Below are 17500 nucleotides of genomic sequence, written 5' to 3'. Positions count from 1 at the left end.
CTTTCCCGTTTTTTTAGGCGTAGAGGAGGTTTGCGGTTTGAGAGTATTTTGCAGTGACGTTGGCCTGGAAGGCGAGGTTTAAGACGCAGCGGCGTGTGTCTGCGCCGGTGATCGGCCTGACGCGATGCAGGTTGATGTCGGCGCGCAGGAGGTAGGCGTCCCCCGGGGCGTGATGGCTCCGCTCGACAAGACTGTTGTCGGCGGCCCAGGCGATCAGATCGGCGATGTCTTCATCCGGTCGCCGGCCTTTGCGGCGGCATAGATCTGTCCAGTTGGCGATCATTTCCAGCTCACCGCCCTGCCCCTCGGGCGGCGCGTCGATGAACAGAACGAGAGCGAAGGCGGGATCATCGAGGTGCCAGCCATGAGTGTCGCCGCTGCGGTGAAGCAAGTTGGCGACCATGAACTCTTCCGGATGCTGGCACGGATAAACGGTGCGCCCCGCCACCCGTTCCACGCACGTGCGCAAAGCGCTGTGGTGATAGAGGCCGAACAGAAGCGGGGACTGGGCCTTGATGGTCGTTCCGCCGAGAACGGAGAGGCTGCGCGGCGTATTGTAACCGGGCATTTCGAAGGCACGGCGCGACGCGCTGGTCTCGAGGCGCTCCAGCTCGGCTTTGAGGAACTCCAAGGCGACAGGCGTCAGGAAGCTTGGCAGCTTGACATAACCGCAGCGCAGGAACTGCTCGCGCAGGTCTGCGAGGGCTGCCGCGTCGAATTCCTTGGGCGCCGTGAGCTCAAAGAGAGCGGCGAGCCATGCGAAGGGTTCAGGGGCGGCATCGGATGTATTTCTTTGCGGGCCTTCGCCCTGACGTTGGCGGTTAGTCATGGTTATGTGGTGCCGCGCCCAGTTCTATAGACAAGAGTATCGATGATGGTCAATATAAAACATCACCAATATTGCGCTTGGTAATATCCATTCAAATATCCAATATCTAATATATAGATATTTGAATTGCCGAGCCCCATTTAGATGGAGAATGTGACACGTGATTCCCAGGAGCTTATCGATGGCCGACTGGGGAACACTAGTGACGCTCTCCGTCTTGTGGGGATTGTCTTTTATTTTCAACAAGATCGCCAGTCATGAACTGCCCGTCTTTTCGTTTGTTGCGCTACGAGTGATGCTGGCCGGAACAACTCTCGTATGCCTTTCAAAAGCCAGCGGCATACCACTATCGGTACCAAGAGCCGCACAAATGACCGTGATTTTTATGGGGCTAATGAATTGCGTTATTCCGTTTTGCCTATTTGCCTGGAGTCAAAAATATATTTCCGCTGGATTGGCATCAATTCTAAATGCCACAACGCCGCTTATTGCCATTGCCCTAGCGCATTTAACCGCACGAAGTGAAAAAATTACCCGCGGTCGACTGCTGGGGACAATAATCGGATTTGGCGGGGTAATAGTGGTTGTTGGGCCAGCGACCCTCAAAGGGGCGAACGCCGGCGCATTAGCGCAAATGGCATGCATAGTCGGCGCGTTCTCTTATGCCCTTGCTGGCTTGCATGGTCGACGCCTTGAAAATATGGGGGTGTCTCCAATGAGCGCAGCCACGGGTCAAATCGTGGCGTCGGCATTTTTTTTAGTTCCATTGTCAATAGCAATCGATCGACCATGGGAATTGGCATTGCCAAGTCTTTCAACCTGGAGCGCTATTGCGGGGGCCGCCATACTATCAACGGCTCTGGCTTATATTTTGTATTTCCGACTCTTGGCCGCGGCCGGCGCCACGAACTTGTTGCTCGTTACTTTTTTAGTACCGATCAGCGCAATAATTCTCAGCGCTGTTTTCCTGAATGAGAGACTTCAAACCAGACAATATCTCGGAGCGCTTATCGTTGCAGCTGGACTGACCCTCGTCGATGGCAGGCTTCCGTCCTATATAGCAAAGAGAAGCATGCTCATCGCGGACTCGATGCAGCGATAATCTCGCCGCTATCAGCGTTCTTGTCAGACGTCCGGCGCCCCGGGCCATGCCTTCAGCGAGTCATCGAGCCTCAACCATTGGACCTTATCCTGAACGAACCAGTTTTCCTTTGGATTAGCAGCGTTTGGGTTGTCGAGTGTTCCGACTGTCACCCATACGCTCTCCGGATCCGCATCAAACACGAAGGTCAAGGGGCTCCCACACGAGCCGCAATGAGACCGAACGGCGTCGCTGGATGAGCGATAACCAACGAGCTCACCGCGTTCGATCAGAAATGCACTCCGGTCAATGGCGATATAGGTCAAGAAGGCGGCTCCGCTGTGCCGTCGGCACATCGAACAATGGCAGTTCACTGAAACTTTAGGTTCCGCGGTCAAGCGATAGCGAACCGCGCCACACAGACATCCTCCGAACACGTCGCACCCTCCTTTGCAAAAGCGAAGCTTGTTCTCGCCTTGTCTCAAATGCGTCTAGAAAAATGCCATCGCCCGCAGTTCCAAGCTATGGCGGGGCTTGGCATCGCTTGGCGTCATTGGATCATCGAACGCCGTATGAGGCGTTCGACAGCTTGCAACTGACGGCTCGGAATCGAATCCCTTGAACAGCACCATCTCGTCGGGGGCCATGCCGGGATAGAAGAACCACTTGTGCGACGGGTCGTGCGTCACTTCCAAAATCTCTCCCTTGCGATCGGGATAGATGATGGCGGCGCGCACATAGTCATCGATACTCACACTCGAAGCATCTGCCATCGCCAGTGGCGAAGTCGCGACCGCGTAATGCAAAGGGCGCCAAACATTCACCTGCATAAAGCGGCGATGGATGCGCATCATGATGGCATCGTCCTTCATCAACTCAACTGCGCGATTGACCGCCGAGCGCGTCGTGTAATCCACATGTACTAGCCTTGCAGGGCGCCTGACGCCCGGCAGGACGGCGTCATAACGAACGTTGTGATCGAATACGACCACCTCGTCGGCGTCGAGGTGCTGTTTGAGCAGGGCGGCAATCTGCGGATAGTAGTCGCCCTTGATGCTGTCTGCCGATTCGAAGTCCACATCCCGCGTGTTGTGAGCAATCAGACAAAACCCCTCGCGCTCCAAGCTGGGTTGCCGTTCGAGCGCCCGAGCATCACGAATCTCGACGGATACAGGCGTATGGACGCCCTCCGAGCGCTCGGGCTCGCCCGGCTTGCTGCTATAATATATTGGGGGCCCGCTATCCTGATCCAGATATGTAAGCTCAGCTTTCACATGTCTGGCGGTGCTCATGCTACGTATTCCCTAAACGTCCAATTTATAAGCTAAACACTACTTCCCTGGCGGGAGCTGGACAAACGAGTAGTTGGTCTCTTATTTGTAAGCACAGCTTACATATGAGCGTGAGATGAAATCCTATCTTCCGGCCCTCGGCGCACTGCGTGCATTCGAGGCCGCAGCCCGGCACTTGAGCTTCACCAAAGCGGCCCATGAGCTGAACGTGACGCCAGCGGCGGTGAGCCAGCTTATTCGCCAGCTCGAAGCTCAAGTTGGTAATAAGTTGTTCATCCGGACGACGCGATCTCTAGAACTGACCGAGCGCGGTCGCGCCGCTTGGCCCCATCTTCGAGACGCCTTCGATCGACTTCACGTCGGTGCTCGCGAACTGCGGAGCGTTCCTGGCCCTGACATGATTACGGTCAGCGTCACGCCTTCATTCGGGTCATGCTGGCTCATGCCGCGCCTTCCAGACTTCAATGCCAAGTATCCGGGAATTTCGGTGCGCCTGGATGCGCGCGATGAGCACTGTGATTTCAGGCGTGATGATGTCGACATCGCCATTCGCCAGGGCCGGGGAAATTACAAGGGATTGACCAGTGAACTCTTGATGTCCGACGTTGCACTGGTCGTTTGCTCGCCCAATTTTCTGGACGGGCGGATTGCACTGACGCCACAGAAACTCCTTAAGCACAAAACGTTGCTTCATGTGGACTGGCAGGTCGCAACGGATGCGGCGCCGACGTGGGCGCGATGGGTCGATCATCACAAAGTGGACGGTGTGAAGCTGACGGGAGGGCTTCGTTTCAGCATCGAAGACCTTGCGGTCCGCGCGGCCATCTCCGGTATGGGCGTAGCGCTCGTCACCAAAGCATTCGTGGCTGACGACCTTGCTTCGGGGCGGCTTGTGCGTGCGCTGCCCGAAAAATACGACATGCCGACAGCGTTTCACCACTATCTCGTCTATCCGACACCGCCTTCGGAAAAGCGGAAGCGGTTACGCATCTTTCGCGACTGGCTGCTGCAGCATGCCGAGAAATAACAGCGGCTGAAAATCTTCCGCCGCCACCGGTGCCTGGAAAAGGGAAGTTGGGAGAAGCGAGCGGCGGCAGGGGCCTTGACGACTGTCATCCCATCGCCAAGTCCAGAGCTGGTGCCGGAGCCACGACTGAAGTTCGCACTTGATGAGATGCCGGAGTGATCGATAACGCCCACATGGCGCAGCCGGATGGCGCCGCTATCCAAATTATTCTTGCTTCGGTCAGGTCCGGCTTCGCGCACGTGCCGGTAAAGCATGACTTCCGCTGCGAGTCATACGATTGAGCGTCTCAACAAAAGCCTTTTGCCGTTGGGCCGGGACGCTCGTGATACCGACCGCCCCTGAAAACCAGAAGCCATCGGCTGCCATTCTTACTATGAGGCAGTCGATCGTATCGTCAGAATCGCCGTGTTGCTTCATCTGCCTGGAAAGCCATCTCACCCACCGGGTACGCATTGCCTTCTCAGTAGCAAGCATGATGCCCAGCGTATTCCAGTGCTCTGCATCCGGACTATTCTGGAACTCAAGACTCGCGAGGAGGTAGGCGCGCGTGAAGCGACCGGCAGGGTCCGGATCTTTCGCTATATAGCTCTCGACGCTCGCCGAAAGATCGGCGAGGAGCTTGTCGACGAGCGCGACGATCAGGGCCTGCTTCGTCGGAAAATGGTGCAGGAGTCCCCCCTTGCTGACGCCGGCGCGTTGTGAAATCGCCTCGAGCGCGGCGTTGGAAATTCCAACCTCGGCGCAGAGCTTCGCCGCCACATCGAGCAATTGGCTGCGAACCTCAGCCGGTCGCTTCTTTCGGCGGTGAGCAAGACTCATGAGGATTTATCTCTGCGGTTATCAAGCGAGGCGGTCACGCCAACCATTGAGCGCAGCGCGCCGCAAGACGTCAAAGTGCGCCGGGGCGCCAGACCAGCTTCCATATCGACCGGTTCGCTCGCCATCCAGTTCCGTCGATCAACAAAATTGGAGGTGGAGCGGCACTTTATCCATCGGCCTTGAAAAAACCGTCCGGATGGTATCTTTTACGATGTCGTCTCGCAAGGCCATGCAGGGAGTCATGAAACCCACCCTTTTCCACTATGGTGCGCTCGGCGCCGCAATCATCTGCGAGCTCATTGGCACCACCCTTCTGCAGAAGTCCGAGCAGTTCACGCGGTTCGCGCCAACTCTCTTCATGATCCTGTTCTTCGCGGGCTCGTTCTTTTTCTTGTCACACGCCTTGAAGGCGATACCGATCGGCGTCGCCTATGCCGTCTGGGCCGGCGCCGGCATCGTCCTCACGGCCGTTATCGGCGTCACGGTCTTTCGTCAGACGCTGGACGTCGCTGCGATCGCCGGAATTGCGATGATCGTCGGTGGCGTGGTCATGGTCAACGCCTTCTCGAACTCCGCAATGCACTAGCCGCTGCCCCCGCCCGTTCAGCACGAACACAGCCCTTTTTGACCTTCAGGACTGCAAAGGCCATCGACATGTTCAACGTCCGCCGAACACTTGCCCGCTCCGATCGATGGTTTGCGAGATGGCTCGGCGCTCTCCCGCTTCTCATTGTGGCGACGGGACAGGCCTGCGCCCAGGCCGGAGGCGACATGCCGCCGCCGGCGGTGGCGGTGCTCAAGCTCTCGGCGCGCGCCGTTCCGGTTATGAGCGAACTCCCCGGCCGCATTGCCGCGACCCGCGTTGCCGAAGTGCGCGCGCAGGTCACCGGCATTTTGCAGGAACGGGTGTTCGAGCAGGGAACCTTCGTCAAAAAGGGCGATGTCCTCTACCGCATCGATCCGAACCTCTTTCGGGTGCGGGTTGCGAGCGCCGAGGCGACGTTGCAGAGGGCCAAAGCCGTTCAGGCGAATGCCCAACAGCAATATGATCGCCAAAAGGAATTGCGCGCACGGGATGTTGCGAGCGGTGCCAGTTATGACACTGCAGCGGCCACTCTCGCCCAGTCGAACGCAGATGTCGCCCTCGCCGGAGCGGCTCTCGATGAGGCGCGGATCAATCTCGGATACACCGAGGTTCGCGCGCCGATCACAGGTATCATCGGCGGGGCCCTCGTCACCGAAGGCGCTCTGGTGACGACGACCGATGCAAACCAGAATCTTGCGCTCATCCAGCAGATCGATCCGGTTTATGCGGATTTTACGCAATCCTCCGCCGAACTGCTCGCGCTCAAGCGCGCCGTCGCGGAGGGTAAGCTCGAGAGCCCAGCGCCAGGCCAGGCACGAGTCGAACTCGTCTTCGATGATGGCACTGTCTATCCGCAACCGGGAAGACTCCTCTTCTCGAGCGCAAGTGTTGACGCGATGACCGGCCAAGTCACCTTGCGCGCCGAGTTTCCCAATCCGAAAAGCGACCTGCTGCCAGGCCTTTATGTTCGCATCCGCGTCGAGCAAGCCGTCCGGGACGGTGCGATTACCGTCCCGCAACGCGCGGTTCTTCGCGCCCATGATGGCAAGGCGCAGGTCTACGTTGTCGCGAACGATGGCACCGTCGAAGCGCGCGACGTCACCCTCGGGCAGACATTCGGCGCGGATTGGGTCGTTGAATCCGGCCTCAAGAGCGGCGAGTACATTATCGTCGATGGCGTCCAGAAGGCGCAGCCGGGCGGCAAAGTTACCGTCGAGGCCTGGAAATCCACTGATGGCGCCCCGCCGGCGCCGGCAGACAAAGCGGCAACGCAAGCAATAAGATAGGCACCTCGATGGCTCAGTTCTTCATTGGCCGGCCGGTGCTGGCGTGGGTGTTCGCGTTCTTCATCTCGATCGCGGGCATGATTGCGTTGCCCTTCCTGCCGATCGCGCAATATCCGAAGGTTGCGCCGCCGCAGGTTATGATCTCCACGCTTTATCCCGGTGCTTCACCACAGGAGATCTACCAGGGCGTCACGCGCCAGATCGAGGAAGAGTTGAACGGCGTCGATCGGCTGGTCTACTTCGAATCGACCTCGGACACCTCCGGCGCAATCAACATTACAGCGACCTTCAAACCCGGAAGCGACATCGACCAGGCCTCTGTTGACGTTCAGAACGCGCTACGGCGCGTCGAACCGCGCCTTCCCCGGGCCGTGACGGCGCAGGGCATTACGGTTGAAGAGGCAAGCACAGGCTTTCTGCTCTTCATCGCACTCACGTCGACGGACGGAAAGACGGACGAAATAGCGCTCGGGGACTACTTGAGCCGTAACGTCCTCGGCGAACTCCGGCGCATTGACGGTGTCGGCCGGGCCCAGCTCTTCTCGGCACAGCGCGCCATGCGCGTCTGGATCGATCCGGATAAGATGGTAGGTTACAACATCACCGCCTCGGACGTGAGCGATGCGATCCTGGCGCAAAACGCGCAAGTCGCCGCCGGGCAGATCGGCGCCGCTCCCAATCCGGTGACTCAGGACCTGACTGCCACCGTCCTCGTCAAGGGTCAGCTGAGCGATCCCAAGGAGTTCGGCGACATCATTCTCCGCGCCAACCCGGATGGATCGACAGTGCGCCTGCACGACGTCGCCCGCGTCGAGGTCGGCGCAGAGACCTATAGCTTTGCGAGCCGCCTGAATGGCCAGCCGAGCGCAGCTGTCGGCGTTCAGCTCTCAACGACAGGTAACGCCGTCGCGACGGCGAAGGCCGTGAAAGCCAAGATGGATGAACTCGCCCGCTACTTTCCGGCGGGAGTCACGTATTCGATACCCTACGACACCAGTCCCTTCGTCTCGGCATCGATCGAGAAGGTGCTGCACACGCTCGTTGAAGCGGTCGTTCTCGTCTTTATCGTCATGTTCGTCTTCCTGCAGAGCTTCCGCTACACACTCATTCCGACACTCGTGGTGCCCGTGGCGCTGCTCGGCACCCTCGCCGTCATGTATGCCGCCGGCTTTTCCATCAATGTCTTGACTATGTTCGCGATGGTGCTTGCCATCGGCATCCTTGTCGACGACGCAATCGTCGTTGTCGAAAACGTCGAGCGCATCATGGCCGAAGAAGGGCTATCGCCGAAAGACGCAACCCGCAAGGCCATGGGCCAGATCACCGGCGCTATTCTTGGCATCACATTGGTCCTTGCGTCCGTCTTCATACCGATGGCCTTTTTCCCCGGATCCACGGGGATTATCTATCGTCAGTTCAGTTTGACCATGGTCGTCTCGATCATGTTCTCGGCGTTTCTGGCGCTGTCACTGACGCCTGCGCTCTGCGCGACGCTCCTCAAGCCCATCCCGCAAGGACATCATGAGAAGAAAGGTCTCGGAGGCTGGTTCAACCGAGCCTTCGATCGATTGACATCGGGATACGCGCGGCGCGTCGCCGGTTTGGCCAAGCGGGCAGGACGGATGATGGTCGTCTACCTCGCGCTCGTCGTCGGCCTCGGATATCTGTTCCTCAAGCTGCCAAGCGCTTTCGTTCCCGACGAGGATCAGGGCTATATCATAGTCGACGTCCAGGGGCCGCCCGAAGCCAGCAAGAATCGAACGGTCGCGTCTCTTGAGAAGATCGAGGCGGTCTTCAAAGGCGAGCCGGCGGTCGACAACGTCTTTGCCGTGCAGGGCTTCAGCTTCTCCGGCAACGGGCCGAATGCCGCCCTGCTGTTTCCGACCTTGAAGGACTGGGCGGAACGCGGCACGGGTAACTCCGCACAAGAGATTGCAAACCGGGTCAACATGCAGCTCTTCGCGCTCAAGGATGCAACCACTTTTGCACTCTCGCCGCCGCCGATCGAAGGTTTCGGCACCACCAACGGTTTCTCGTTCCGTTTGCAAGATCGCGGCGGTCTGGGTCAGGATGCCCTCAACCAGGCGGCCGGTGAACTCATCGCCAAGGCTTCGAAAAGTGGAATTATTACCGGCATCCGGCCGGAAGGCATGCCGGACGCCGCCCAGGTCATGCTGGTTATCGATCGTAAGAAGGCCAATACCTTCGGCGTGACTTTCGCCGACATCAACAACACCATCACCGCAAACCTCGGCTCCTCCTACATCAACGACTATCCGAACGACGGGCGCATGCAGCGCGTCGTGGTGCAGGCGAAGGATCGAAGCCGCCTTCAGGCCGAGGATCTCCTGAAGCTCAATGTGCGCAACGCCAACGGCGGCATGGTTCCGTTGTCTTCCTTTGCAATTGTCGAATGGCGAAAAGGCGCAGCGCAGATCGTTGGCTACAATGGCTATCCCTCGGTGCGGATATCCGGCGCAGCTGCTCCGGGATATTCCTCTGGGGCGGCGATTGCGGAGATGGAGCGGCTCGCCTATGAGCTGCCGAAGGGATTTGGCTTCGAGTGGACCGGACAGTCGCTTGAGGAGATCAAGTCCGGCGACCAGGCGCCGTTCCTCCTGGCGCTCAGCATTCTTTTCGTATTCCTGCTGCTCGCCGGCCTATATGAGAGCTGGTCCATTCCTCTTGCGGTTATCCTTGTCGTTCCGCTTGGTGTGATCGGTTCCGTGGCGGCCGTCATGCTGAGGGACATGCCTAACGACCTCTATTTCAAGGTCGGGCTCATCGCGATCATTGGCCTGTCAGCAAAGAATGCCATTCTGATCGTGGAATTTGCCAAGGACTACTATGCCGGCGGGAAGTCGCTTCTCGACTCTGCTGTTGAGGCGGCGAGAATTCGGTTGCGTCCCATTATCATGACGTCACTCGCCTTCGCGCTCGGTGTCGTACCGCTTGCCATCGCCACAGGACCGAGCGCCGCGAGCCAGAATGCGATCGGAACGGGCGTCCTCGGCGGCATGATCTCGGCCACGATCCTTGCCATCATCTTCGTGCCCGCGTTCTTTGTGTTTGTCCTCACCGTCCTCAAGACGAAGCGGCCAGAACACAGCCAGGGGGACGAAATGATCGCAGATCCGGCGTCAAGTACGTCAACGTCTAAGAAGCCGGAATATCTGTCGGGAGCAACAAGCCTGCCGTAGGAAGTACGGCGGCGGCGTGCATGACTGTAACAACATATTTGTTTCGGCAAAATCGGTCCGGCATCGGAATCCGGCACGCCGTTCAAGTACGGCACTTATTTTGATTCAGGCCGTTCGCCTGAATTTTGGCTTGCGCATTTTGGGTGGTCGCTCATTCGTTTCAATGATCATCACGCCGGTCGGCAACTACGTGCGATCGTTCTCCGCCGCCCGCCTCGAGCTGGAGAATGCCGTCTGATATGTTGTAGTAGTCCGACTTGGATGAGACGAATATATGCGCACTAATGACAAGGCCTGTTGGCGGATCGAGCGCGCCAGCAAGGACCGAGAGGCGCGATCCATCCCGAGGCCGCCAGAAGAGGCTCGAACCACAGACATCGCAAAAGCCCCGTTCGGCCTCACTCGTCGCCGAGTACCATCTGAGCTTGTTTTCGCCGGATACCAGCTTGAAATCCCCAGGAGACACTGCCGCCGCGGCCAATGCGTATCCGGTCCATTTTGCACACTGGCGACAATGGCAGACCATAACGTCGCGAATGGGCGGACGAAGTTCGAAGCGGACGGCGCCGCAGAGGCAACTCCCGCTTAAAGGCTTTTGAGCCATGGCGCTTTCCTTCCGGTATGCGACACCTCGCCGAAGGCCTTTATCGAGACCGAATGCAAGAAGCGAGGATGTGAGGGCGACAGTCTCCGAGCCGATCCTTACCGACTATGCGCGCCGACTAGATCATCACGCGCCTTGTCCATGTGGCGAACCATCATTTCGGCGGCGGCCGCGCCATCACGCGCCTGGATTGCTTTTACGACAGCCGCATGCTGCTCGTTATAGAGCCGCATATTTTCCCGCGTTATAATTTTCTGGCGCATCTCGGCCCAAAGCGCGTGCGTTCTGATGACGTTGATCTGTTCATAGAGCCATACCATCAAAGGATTGGACGTCGTCGACGCGATGGCCAGGTGAAATTTTTCGTCGGCGACAGCATAGCGTTCGCTATCGCCCGCCTTTTCGGCTGCTTTGAGGTCTTTGACGAGTAGCTGCAGTTTGTCTAGGTCGACTTGACTTGCATGAAGCACGGCAAGGCGCGCCATCTGCGGTTCAATGACGGCGCGAACTTCGATTAGTTGTAGCGGACTCGTTCGTTCGACGATGCCGCTTTCATCGGTCTTTCCGTGGTAGCTTACATACGTGCCGCTTCCGGGCCGACGCTGAACAAGCTTTTGAACTTCGAGAACTGCGAGCGCCTTGCGCACGGTCGTCCGTGAAGCGACGAACTCTTCTGCCAGCTGACGCTCTGTCGGCAGTTGCGCACCACGATCGTAGACACCGCTTGTGATTGCTTCCGCTAATTTGTTCGCGATCAGATTTGCGCCGCGTGGGGGAGGGGCTTTGGGGACTGACCCCGATGCCGTTTTGTTGAACATTTATAGTCCTCCCAAAGCCTGCAGTTTCCGCTTGTCCATGCCGCCACAATTGGCCGGTCGCCAAGAACCAATTGTATACCAATTTATCCGTTTGGCCCAGATCGCTTCCTGTGCTATCATAGAAGCCTTCGCAGTTTTCTATCAAATTGGTTTGCAGTTGGCACAGGGGTTCGCATGCCCCATCTGGGTATGGTGCAACTTTCCAGAACCAAAACGGATTTCAGGTCCGTCACTGCGCTTTGCTATCTAAGTCGCCGCCCACCTCAATACAAAGCCTGCTGAGTGATGCCACGTGTCCTGTCGACGCGTGGTTTTCGTATTTTATCACAACAAACGCTGGGGATGCCGATGACAACGACATATGAGCGGACAATTGGCGAAACAAGTGGCAACACGCTGCACCGGGCCATCGATTGGCGGGGTGCTTTCTGGGTCGCGAGCGGCGTACCGGCCCTCGTTCTTTTCTCCATCGGAGGCATAGCTGGCACCGCCGGAAAGCTCGCCTTCATTGTTTGGACGATCTCGATGATCATGGGTTTTCTGCAGTCCTTCACTTACGCAGAAATCGCGGGGCTCTTTCCTAACAAATCCGGCGGAGCGTCGGTCTATGGCGCGACGGCATGGTTGCGCTATTCCAAACTGATCGCTCCGCTGTCGGTCTGGTGTAACTGGTTTGCTTGGTCTCCCGTTCTGTCCCTCGGCTGCGCCATTGCGGCCGGATACATTTTGAACGCGATCGCGCCGATTCCGGCTTTTACCGACAAATCCCCGGAGGTCGTTGCCTGGCTAGCCGACCCGACGCATGCGGGCAAAGCTGCGGCAGATGCAATCACTGCCGTCACGGCCGATCACACGCCAGCTATCCAGTCTTTCAATGTGCTGAGCGTCGCGGTTCCCGGCCTTGGAACTCTGAACTTCAATTCGACCTTTTTTATTGGCGCCGCGCTGATGCTGATCGTTTTTGCTATCCAGCATCGTGGTATCCTTGGCACCGCCAATGCGCAGAAGTGGATCGGCCTTTTGGTTATTGTCCCGATGCTGATCGTTGGCATTGTGCCCTTATTTAACGGCCAATTCCATGCCGCTAATGTTGCGGGCCCTTATTTGCCGGGCGTCGATGGCAATGTTGGGTGGACTCTCTTCCTCGGCGGATTGTTCATCGCGGCATGGTCGACCTACGGGTTTGAGACCGCCGTGTGCTACACGCGCGAGTTCAAGGATCCGAAAACGGATACATTTAAAGCGATCTTTTATTCAGGTCTCCTTTGCTTGCTCCTTTACATACTTGTGCCGTTCACCTTCCAAGGCGTTCTCGGCGTTGATGGTATGAAAGACCCTGGGATCGTCGCGGGAACGGGCGTCGCCGACGCGATGTCGAACATGGTCGCCGCAGGCAATGTGATCGGCAAGGAGATTTTCGTGGTGCTTATGATCCTTGCGCTGATCCTTGCAATCATGACCGCGATGGCGGGATCTTCCCGCACGCTCTACCAGGGTTCAGTCGATGGATGGCTGCCGCGCTACCTGACCCATACGAATTCCCACGGCGCTCCGACCCGAGCGATGTGGACAGATTTGGTATTTAATCTTTTCTTGCTCGCGATTGCGTCCGATTCGGCTGGCTATTATTTCATTTTGGCCGTGTCGAACGTTGGCTACATTATTTTTAACTTCTTGAACCTCAACGCTGGCTGGATGCATCGCATAGATAGCGGGCATGTTGAGCGACCGTACCGCGCGCCGACGTGGTTGATCGGCTTGAATACCATCCTCGCTTTCGTGAATGCCATGTTCATGGGGGCTGGAGCGAAGGTTTGGGGCTACTCTAACGCGCTTTGGATCGGATTTATCTTCGCTGCCCTCATTCTTCCCGTGTTCGCATTCCGACACTACGTTCAGGACAAAGGGCACTTTCCTAAAGGGGCCCTTGAAGAATTGGGCTTGGTCGGAGAGGATCTCGGCGAGCGAAAGGCGGGTATATTACCGTACTTGGCATTGCTTGCAGGTGTCGCGGTTGTCCTCGCCGCAAACTTGCTCTTCCAAATGCCACCCTCCTGAGTCGGGCAATAGATGTGTCTCGGGTCGAGGAAAGTATTGAAAGCGGGCTGATAGCCCGCTTTCGCTATTCAGATAGAATTGCGCAGGAGTTCAGTGGTGTCGATGCAGGGGCAGCTTCCCACCCGTAGGACTCGAACCCGATCGTCGAGTTGCCGGACCAGCGTCCACCGACAACTCAGCGACGCACGGGTATGAAAGCGCACGGCCATGTCCATCCATGCTCGTGCACCAACGGCGGAATTAGAACTTCGCGTAGGCATTTCTGAGATCGACGAGCGGATGATCCTTGCTCATCTGAAACTTGATCAACAGCTCCCTCGCCAGCATGTCTCGATCTTGCTGATTATCCGGCAGCTTAATGCCGACGGGAACTTGCACCCAGCCGTTGACATTCCGGTCGAAAACTGCAGGGCGGCCTTCCTCGTAACCCATGTGAACGTCCTCAAGCCAGTTGAGATCGCTCCAACCCATAATCTCAATGTAGTTCTTCAGGAACTCGGTAAGCCGCGAGTAGTCGGGCAGCAGGTTGACATCATACCGATAACCAATGTGCTGGCCGATTTGCTTTTCGCGTTCGGTCTCGACGCCATCGCTCCTTATGAAGTGGTCGACGTCCTTGTTCTCATTGGCGACGGCGACGACCGGTCTGCCCTTCTTGATTTCGGCCATGGGTTCCCTCTCAGTAACGAGTCATATCGGGGCGACCGACGGTGTGCTGCGTACCAGCAAGCGGCACCATTGCGAGTGCCGAAGCTTCCATCGTCAGAGCTGCGAGGTCTTCGGGCTCCAGCGAATGGATGTTGGTCTTACCGCAGGCGCGGGCCATCATTTGGCATTCCATCGTCAGCGTATGCAGGAAATTATAGACGCGTTCGGCTGCCTTGTCCGGATCGAGCCGTTTGCGCAAGCTCGGATCCTGCGTGGCGACACCAACCGGACAACGTCCGGTATGGCAATGATAGCAATAGCCCGCAGGCACGCCCACCTCGTTCTCGTAATCCGCTTCGGGAATCGACTTATTGCAATTCAAGGCCATCAGAGCCGAATGTCCGATGGCGATGGCGTCAGCTCCAAGCGCGAGCGCCTTTGCGATGTCTGATCCGTTCCTGATGCCACCTGCGTAAACGAGCGAAATCTCGCCGCTCTTGCCGACGTCGTTCAAGGCCTTGCGGGCCTGTCGTATCGCAGCGATACCAGGAACACCGGTATCTTCCGTCGCGAGATGCGGGCCGGCACCGGTGCTACCTTCCATGCCGTCAATGTAGATGACATCGGGGCCGCATTTCGCGGCCATGCGCACGTCATCATAAACGCGCGCCGCGCCGAGCTTCAACTGGATCGGAATTTCGTGATTTGTTGCCTCGCGAATTTCTTCAATCTTGAGAGCAAGATCGTCGGGCCCAAGCCAGTCCGGATGTCGCGCCGGCGAACGCTGATCGATGCCAGCCGGTAACGACCGCATTTCGGCGACCTGGTCAGTGACCTTCTGCCCCATCAGGTGGCCACCGAGACCAACTTTGCAGCCCTGGCCGATGAAGAACTCGACGGCGTCAGCAAGACGGAGATGATGCGGATTGAATCCATACCGGCTCTGTATGCACTGGTAGTACCATTTGGACGAATAGCGGCGCTCATCCGGGATCATGCCGCCTTCGCCTGAGCACGTCGCAGATCCGGCCATCGTCGCGCCGCGCGCGAGCGCGATCTTTGCCTCATAGGATAGGGCGCCAAAACTCATGCCGGTAATATAGACTGGGATATCGAGCACCATCGGCCTTTTAGCGCGCGGTCCGAGCACCGTTTTTGTGACGCACTTCTCGCGGTAGCCTTCGATCACGAAGCGCGTCAGCGTTCCGGGCAGGAATGTCAAATCGTCCCAATGCGGAATCTTCTTGAAGAGGGAAAACCCGCGCATCCGATAGCGGCCGAGCTCCGCCTTGATATGGATGTCGTCGATGACCTCAGGCGTGAAGATCTGACTGTGACCGAGAAGCTGATGATTGCGTTCCGCAGGTCGGCGGGGATCCGCATCGGCTTCGATAGATTTCTTCTGTGGACCCATCGGGTTCCTCCTGAAGGCACAACACGCAAAGTAATCACTGTTCCGCGTTGAAAGCGAACACCCCTAAAGCACGAGCTTCTTCTCGGCAGGCTCGAGATTGTCATAGTTCCAGAGCTGCTTGCCGGCGACGATCTTGGTCATCTTTTTAAGGTCCTTCGGCGCATCAATCTCGTAGGTCTTGAGCTTGCGCTGCAGCCAGGAAACGTCGAGATCGGTCATTTCGGCTTCGACCGCATCGACCCCAAGGCTCGCAATCTTGCCGCCGACATAAATCGTGCCGTCATACATGCTGTCCCCAAGGTTTGCGCCGGCATCCCCAAGAACCACCATGCGTCCGCGCTGCATCATGAAGCCGGAGAAGGCGCCCGTCCGTCCTCCGATGATGATCGTTCCACCCTTCTGATCGATCCCCGTGCGGGCGCCGACGTCGCCCTTGCAAATCAAGTCGCCGCCACGGATCGCGGCGCCGAAGCAAGAGCCCGCGTTCTTGTCGATGACGACCGTCCCAGCCAACATGTTTTCTGCGCAAGACCAGCCGACGCGGCCCTTTATGTGGACATTCGGCCCATCGAGCAGCCCGCAGCCGAAATAGCCAAGTGAACCTTCGAAGTAGAGTTTGAGGCGGTTCAATATGCCGACACCAAGAGAATGTCTTGCGCCGGGATTGTGGACAACAATTGTGCCGTTTCCTTCGCTCATTAGTTTCCTGATTTGCGAATTGATCCCACGCGTATCCATATCTTTGGCATCAAATTCGGCGCGCTTGTTGAAATCGACCTCATAGGCCCAAGGATAGACATACCCATCGCCTTCAGCCCCAACGTCGAAGAAGCGCTGCTGCGTGCGACCCAGGAGCTGCTCGCCGTGCATGCCCTGGACATTCGCCTTTTTCAGTTCTGCCATACACGCACCTCGCCTTCATAAGGATCGAACGTATCGATCTCGTTCGGAAAGATCGATCTGATCGCGACTTCCTCGCTTGCCAGCGCGATGAAATCTTGACCCTCGTAGAGGACCATGGGCTTCGCAGCCATCGTGTCCTTGGCCATGCCGAGACTGTCAGAAGTCGCCACCAAATACGTGAAAACGCCATCCAGCTCTTCGATCGAGCGGCGCATGGCGTCCTCGAGAGTGTCACCCTGGTCCATACGGTCGGCGAGATAGACCGCGATCAGCTCGCTGTCGCAGTTCGACATGAAACGGCGATCGCGCCGTTCGAGCTCGCGCCGATTATTCCAATAGTTTGTCAGTTGTCCATTGTGCACCACTGAGACGTCGCTGAACGGATAGGCCCAGTATGGATGCGCGGACCGGATGTCCACATCCGATTCCGTCGCCATGCGCGTGTGGCCGATTGCGTGTGTGCCCTTGAAGCCATGCAATTTATATTGCTCCGCGACCGTCTTCGCGTCGCCAAGATCCTTGATGAGCTCAAGACCGTGCCCGATCGACAAAAGCTCGACGCCTTCGATATCTTCAAGGTAGTCGACAAGCTTTTTGAGATCGCCCTTGTAAGCGATGACATACTTGTTTGCGTACCCGGTAGCGTTGGCCGCATCGACAATCTTGGCATCGAGTTCGCCCAGCCGATGGTCGACCTCGGCGCGCCGCTCCTTGACGAGTTCCCTGATCTTGAAGCCGTGGCGCAGCTCTTCCTGCTCGGCGACTTTAAAGCGGAGAACATAATTGCCATCTCCGCCGCTTTGACCGTAAAGCGCGTATCCCGTCGAGTCAGGCCCACGATGCTTCAGTGATTGAAGCATCTTTGTCATCTCCTTGCCGATGTCGCTGGTGCGACCGCGGTGAATGAGACCAGCAATTCCACACATTCGACTTTC

The 17500-nt window shown here is 57.6% G+C and carries 16 protein-coding genes; 6 read left to right on the top strand and 10 right to left on the bottom strand.

All coding sequences use genetic code 11. The annotated features are described in order from the left end of the window. Window positions 1–13: 13 nt before the first annotated feature. Entirely contained in the window at window positions 14–829 is an 816-nt protein-coding gene (locus AB4Z24_RS18130) for a HalD/BesD family halogenase (protein ID WP_441710446.1), read from the bottom strand. A 181-nt stretch (window positions 830–1010) separates the two neighbouring features. On the opposite strand from AB4Z24_RS18130, the gene AB4Z24_RS18125 reads away from it, so the two are divergent. After that, window positions 1011–1931 carry a DMT family transporter gene (locus tag AB4Z24_RS18125; protein ID WP_441710445.1) on the top strand — a complete coding sequence of 307 codons (921 nt, stop codon included), beginning with the start codon at window positions 1011–1013 and terminating at the stop codon, window positions 1929–1931. 23 nt (window positions 1932–1954) lie between these two features. Here the strand turns inward: AB4Z24_RS18125 and AB4Z24_RS18120 are convergent, their stop codons facing one another. Next, a complete protein-coding gene (locus AB4Z24_RS18120) occupies window positions 1955–2347 on the bottom strand; it encodes a GFA family protein (RefSeq protein ID WP_441710444.1) in 393 nt (130 codons plus the stop codon). A gap of 54 nt (window positions 2348–2401) precedes the next feature. Then, window positions 2402–3202, bottom strand: coding sequence for a CmcJ/NvfI family oxidoreductase (locus AB4Z24_RS18115; protein ID WP_441710443.1), 801 nt, complete (start codon window positions 3200–3202; stop codon window positions 2402–2404). A 115-nt stretch (window positions 3203–3317) separates the two neighbouring features. On the opposite strand from AB4Z24_RS18115, the gene gcvA reads away from it, so the two are divergent. Then, on the top strand, window positions 3318–4229 hold the full coding sequence (gene gcvA, locus AB4Z24_RS18110; protein WP_441710442.1) for a transcriptional regulator GcvA: 912 nt from the start codon (window positions 3318–3320) through the stop codon (window positions 4227–4229). A gap of 219 nt (window positions 4230–4448) precedes the next feature. On the opposite strand, the gene AB4Z24_RS18105 is transcribed toward gcvA, so the two are convergent. Next, entirely contained in the window at window positions 4449–5048 is a 600-nt protein-coding gene (locus AB4Z24_RS18105) for a TetR/AcrR family transcriptional regulator (RefSeq protein ID WP_441710441.1), read from the bottom strand. Between the two features lie 241 nt (window positions 5049–5289). Between AB4Z24_RS18105 and AB4Z24_RS18100 the strand changes: the two genes are divergently transcribed. From AB4Z24_RS18100 to AB4Z24_RS18090, 3 genes are all read left to right on the top strand, one after another. Further along, window positions 5290–5634, top strand: a complete 345-nt coding sequence (locus tag AB4Z24_RS18100) for a DMT family transporter (protein ID WP_441710440.1) — start codon at window positions 5290–5292, stop codon at window positions 5632–5634. Between the two features lie 68 nt (window positions 5635–5702). Next, window positions 5703–6920 carry an efflux RND transporter periplasmic adaptor subunit gene (locus AB4Z24_RS18095; protein WP_441710458.1) on the top strand — a complete coding sequence of 406 codons (1218 nt, stop codon included), beginning with the start codon at window positions 5703–5705 and terminating at the stop codon, window positions 6918–6920. An 8-nt stretch (window positions 6921–6928) separates the two neighbouring features. Further along, entirely contained in the window at window positions 6929–10120 is a 3192-nt protein-coding gene (locus tag AB4Z24_RS18090; RefSeq protein ID WP_441710439.1) for a multidrug efflux RND transporter permease subunit, read from the top strand. A 160-nt stretch (window positions 10121–10280) separates the two neighbouring features. Here the strand turns inward: AB4Z24_RS18090 and AB4Z24_RS18085 are convergent, their stop codons facing one another. Together AB4Z24_RS18085 and AB4Z24_RS18080 are read right to left on the bottom strand one after the other, a co-directional pair. Continuing rightward, window positions 10281–10724: a GFA family protein gene (locus AB4Z24_RS18085; protein ID WP_441710438.1), complete on the bottom strand. Its 444-nt coding sequence runs from the start codon at window positions 10722–10724 to the stop codon at window positions 10281–10283. 98 nt (window positions 10725–10822) lie between these two features. Further along, window positions 10823–11542: a FadR/GntR family transcriptional regulator gene (locus AB4Z24_RS18080; protein ID WP_441710437.1), complete on the bottom strand. Its 720-nt coding sequence runs from the start codon at window positions 11540–11542 to the stop codon at window positions 10823–10825. Window positions 11543–11950: 408 nt separating this feature from the next. On the opposite strand from AB4Z24_RS18080, the gene AB4Z24_RS18075 reads away from it, so the two are divergent. Beyond that, on the top strand, window positions 11951–13600 hold the full coding sequence (locus AB4Z24_RS18075) for an APC family permease (RefSeq protein WP_441710457.1): 1650 nt from the start codon (window positions 11951–11953) through the stop codon (window positions 13598–13600). Between the two features lie 240 nt (window positions 13601–13840). Here AB4Z24_RS18075 and AB4Z24_RS18070 read toward each other — a convergent pair whose 3' ends face one another. From AB4Z24_RS18070 to AB4Z24_RS18055, 4 genes are all read right to left on the bottom strand, one after another. Beyond that, on the bottom strand, window positions 13841–14269 hold the full coding sequence (locus tag AB4Z24_RS18070) for a hypothetical protein (RefSeq protein WP_441710436.1): 429 nt from the start codon (window positions 14267–14269) through the stop codon (window positions 13841–13843). 10 nt (window positions 14270–14279) lie between these two features. Then, complete coding sequence (locus AB4Z24_RS18065; protein WP_441710435.1) at window positions 14280–15662, bottom strand: FMN-binding glutamate synthase family protein; 1383 nt, start codon at window positions 15660–15662, stop codon at window positions 14280–14282. Between the two features lie 63 nt (window positions 15663–15725). Continuing rightward, on the bottom strand, window positions 15726–16565 hold the full coding sequence (locus tag AB4Z24_RS18060) for a hypothetical protein (RefSeq protein WP_441710434.1): 840 nt from the start codon (window positions 16563–16565) through the stop codon (window positions 15726–15728). Beyond that, window positions 16553–17491: a class II glutamine amidotransferase gene (locus AB4Z24_RS18055; protein WP_441710433.1), complete on the bottom strand. Its 939-nt coding sequence runs from the start codon at window positions 17489–17491 to the stop codon at window positions 16553–16555. Before AB4Z24_RS18055 ends, AB4Z24_RS18060 begins: the two co-directional genes overlap by 13 nt. Window positions 17492–17500 lie beyond the last annotated feature (9 nt).

Origin of the sequence: Hyphomicrobium sp. 2TAF46, from assembly GCF_052114865.1 — a bacterium.
GTDB lineage: Bacteria > Pseudomonadota > Alphaproteobacteria > Rhizobiales > Hyphomicrobiaceae > Hyphomicrobium_B.
Note: the sequence above shows the minus strand (reverse complement) of the source record. Positions and strands in the feature narration are given on the sequence as shown.

Excerpts from the sequence above, each read along its gene's own strand:
- AB4Z24_RS18130 (WP_441710446.1), bottom strand. The coding sequence starts at position 829 with ATGACTAACCGCCAACGTCAGGGCGAAGGCCCGCAAAGAAATACATCC.
- AB4Z24_RS18125 (WP_441710445.1), top strand. The coding sequence starts at position 1,011 with ATGGCCGACTGGGGAACACTAGTGACGCTCTCCGTCTTGTGGGGATTG.
- AB4Z24_RS18115 (WP_441710443.1), bottom strand. The coding sequence starts at position 3,202 with ATGAGCACCGCCAGACATGTGAAAGCTGAGCTTACATATCTGGATCAG.
- gcvA (WP_441710442.1), top strand. The coding sequence starts at position 3,318 with ATGAAATCCTATCTTCCGGCCCTCGGCGCACTGCGTGCATTCGAGGCC.
- AB4Z24_RS18105 (WP_441710441.1), bottom strand. The coding sequence starts at position 5,048 with ATGAGTCTTGCTCACCGCCGAAAGAAGCGACCGGCTGAGGTTCGCAGC.
- AB4Z24_RS18100 (WP_441710440.1), top strand. The coding sequence starts at position 5,290 with ATGAAACCCACCCTTTTCCACTATGGTGCGCTCGGCGCCGCAATCATC.
- AB4Z24_RS18095 (WP_441710458.1), top strand. The coding sequence starts at position 5,703 with ATGTTCAACGTCCGCCGAACACTTGCCCGCTCCGATCGATGGTTTGCG.
- AB4Z24_RS18090 (WP_441710439.1), top strand. The coding sequence starts at position 6,929 with ATGGCTCAGTTCTTCATTGGCCGGCCGGTGCTGGCGTGGGTGTTCGCG.
- AB4Z24_RS18085 (WP_441710438.1), bottom strand. The coding sequence starts at position 10,724 with ATGGCTCAAAAGCCTTTAAGCGGGAGTTGCCTCTGCGGCGCCGTCCGC.
- AB4Z24_RS18080 (WP_441710437.1), bottom strand. The coding sequence starts at position 11,542 with ATGTTCAACAAAACGGCATCGGGGTCAGTCCCCAAAGCCCCTCCCCCA.
- AB4Z24_RS18070 (WP_441710436.1), bottom strand. The coding sequence starts at position 14,269 with ATGGCCGAAATCAAGAAGGGCAGACCGGTCGTCGCCGTCGCCAATGAG.
- AB4Z24_RS18065 (WP_441710435.1), bottom strand. The coding sequence starts at position 15,662 with ATGGGTCCACAGAAGAAATCTATCGAAGCCGATGCGGATCCCCGCCGA.
- AB4Z24_RS18060 (WP_441710434.1), bottom strand. The coding sequence starts at position 16,565 with ATGGCAGAACTGAAAAAGGCGAATGTCCAGGGCATGCACGGCGAGCAG.
- AB4Z24_RS18055 (WP_441710433.1), bottom strand. The coding sequence starts at position 17,491 with ATGTGTGGAATTGCTGGTCTCATTCACCGCGGTCGCACCAGCGACATC.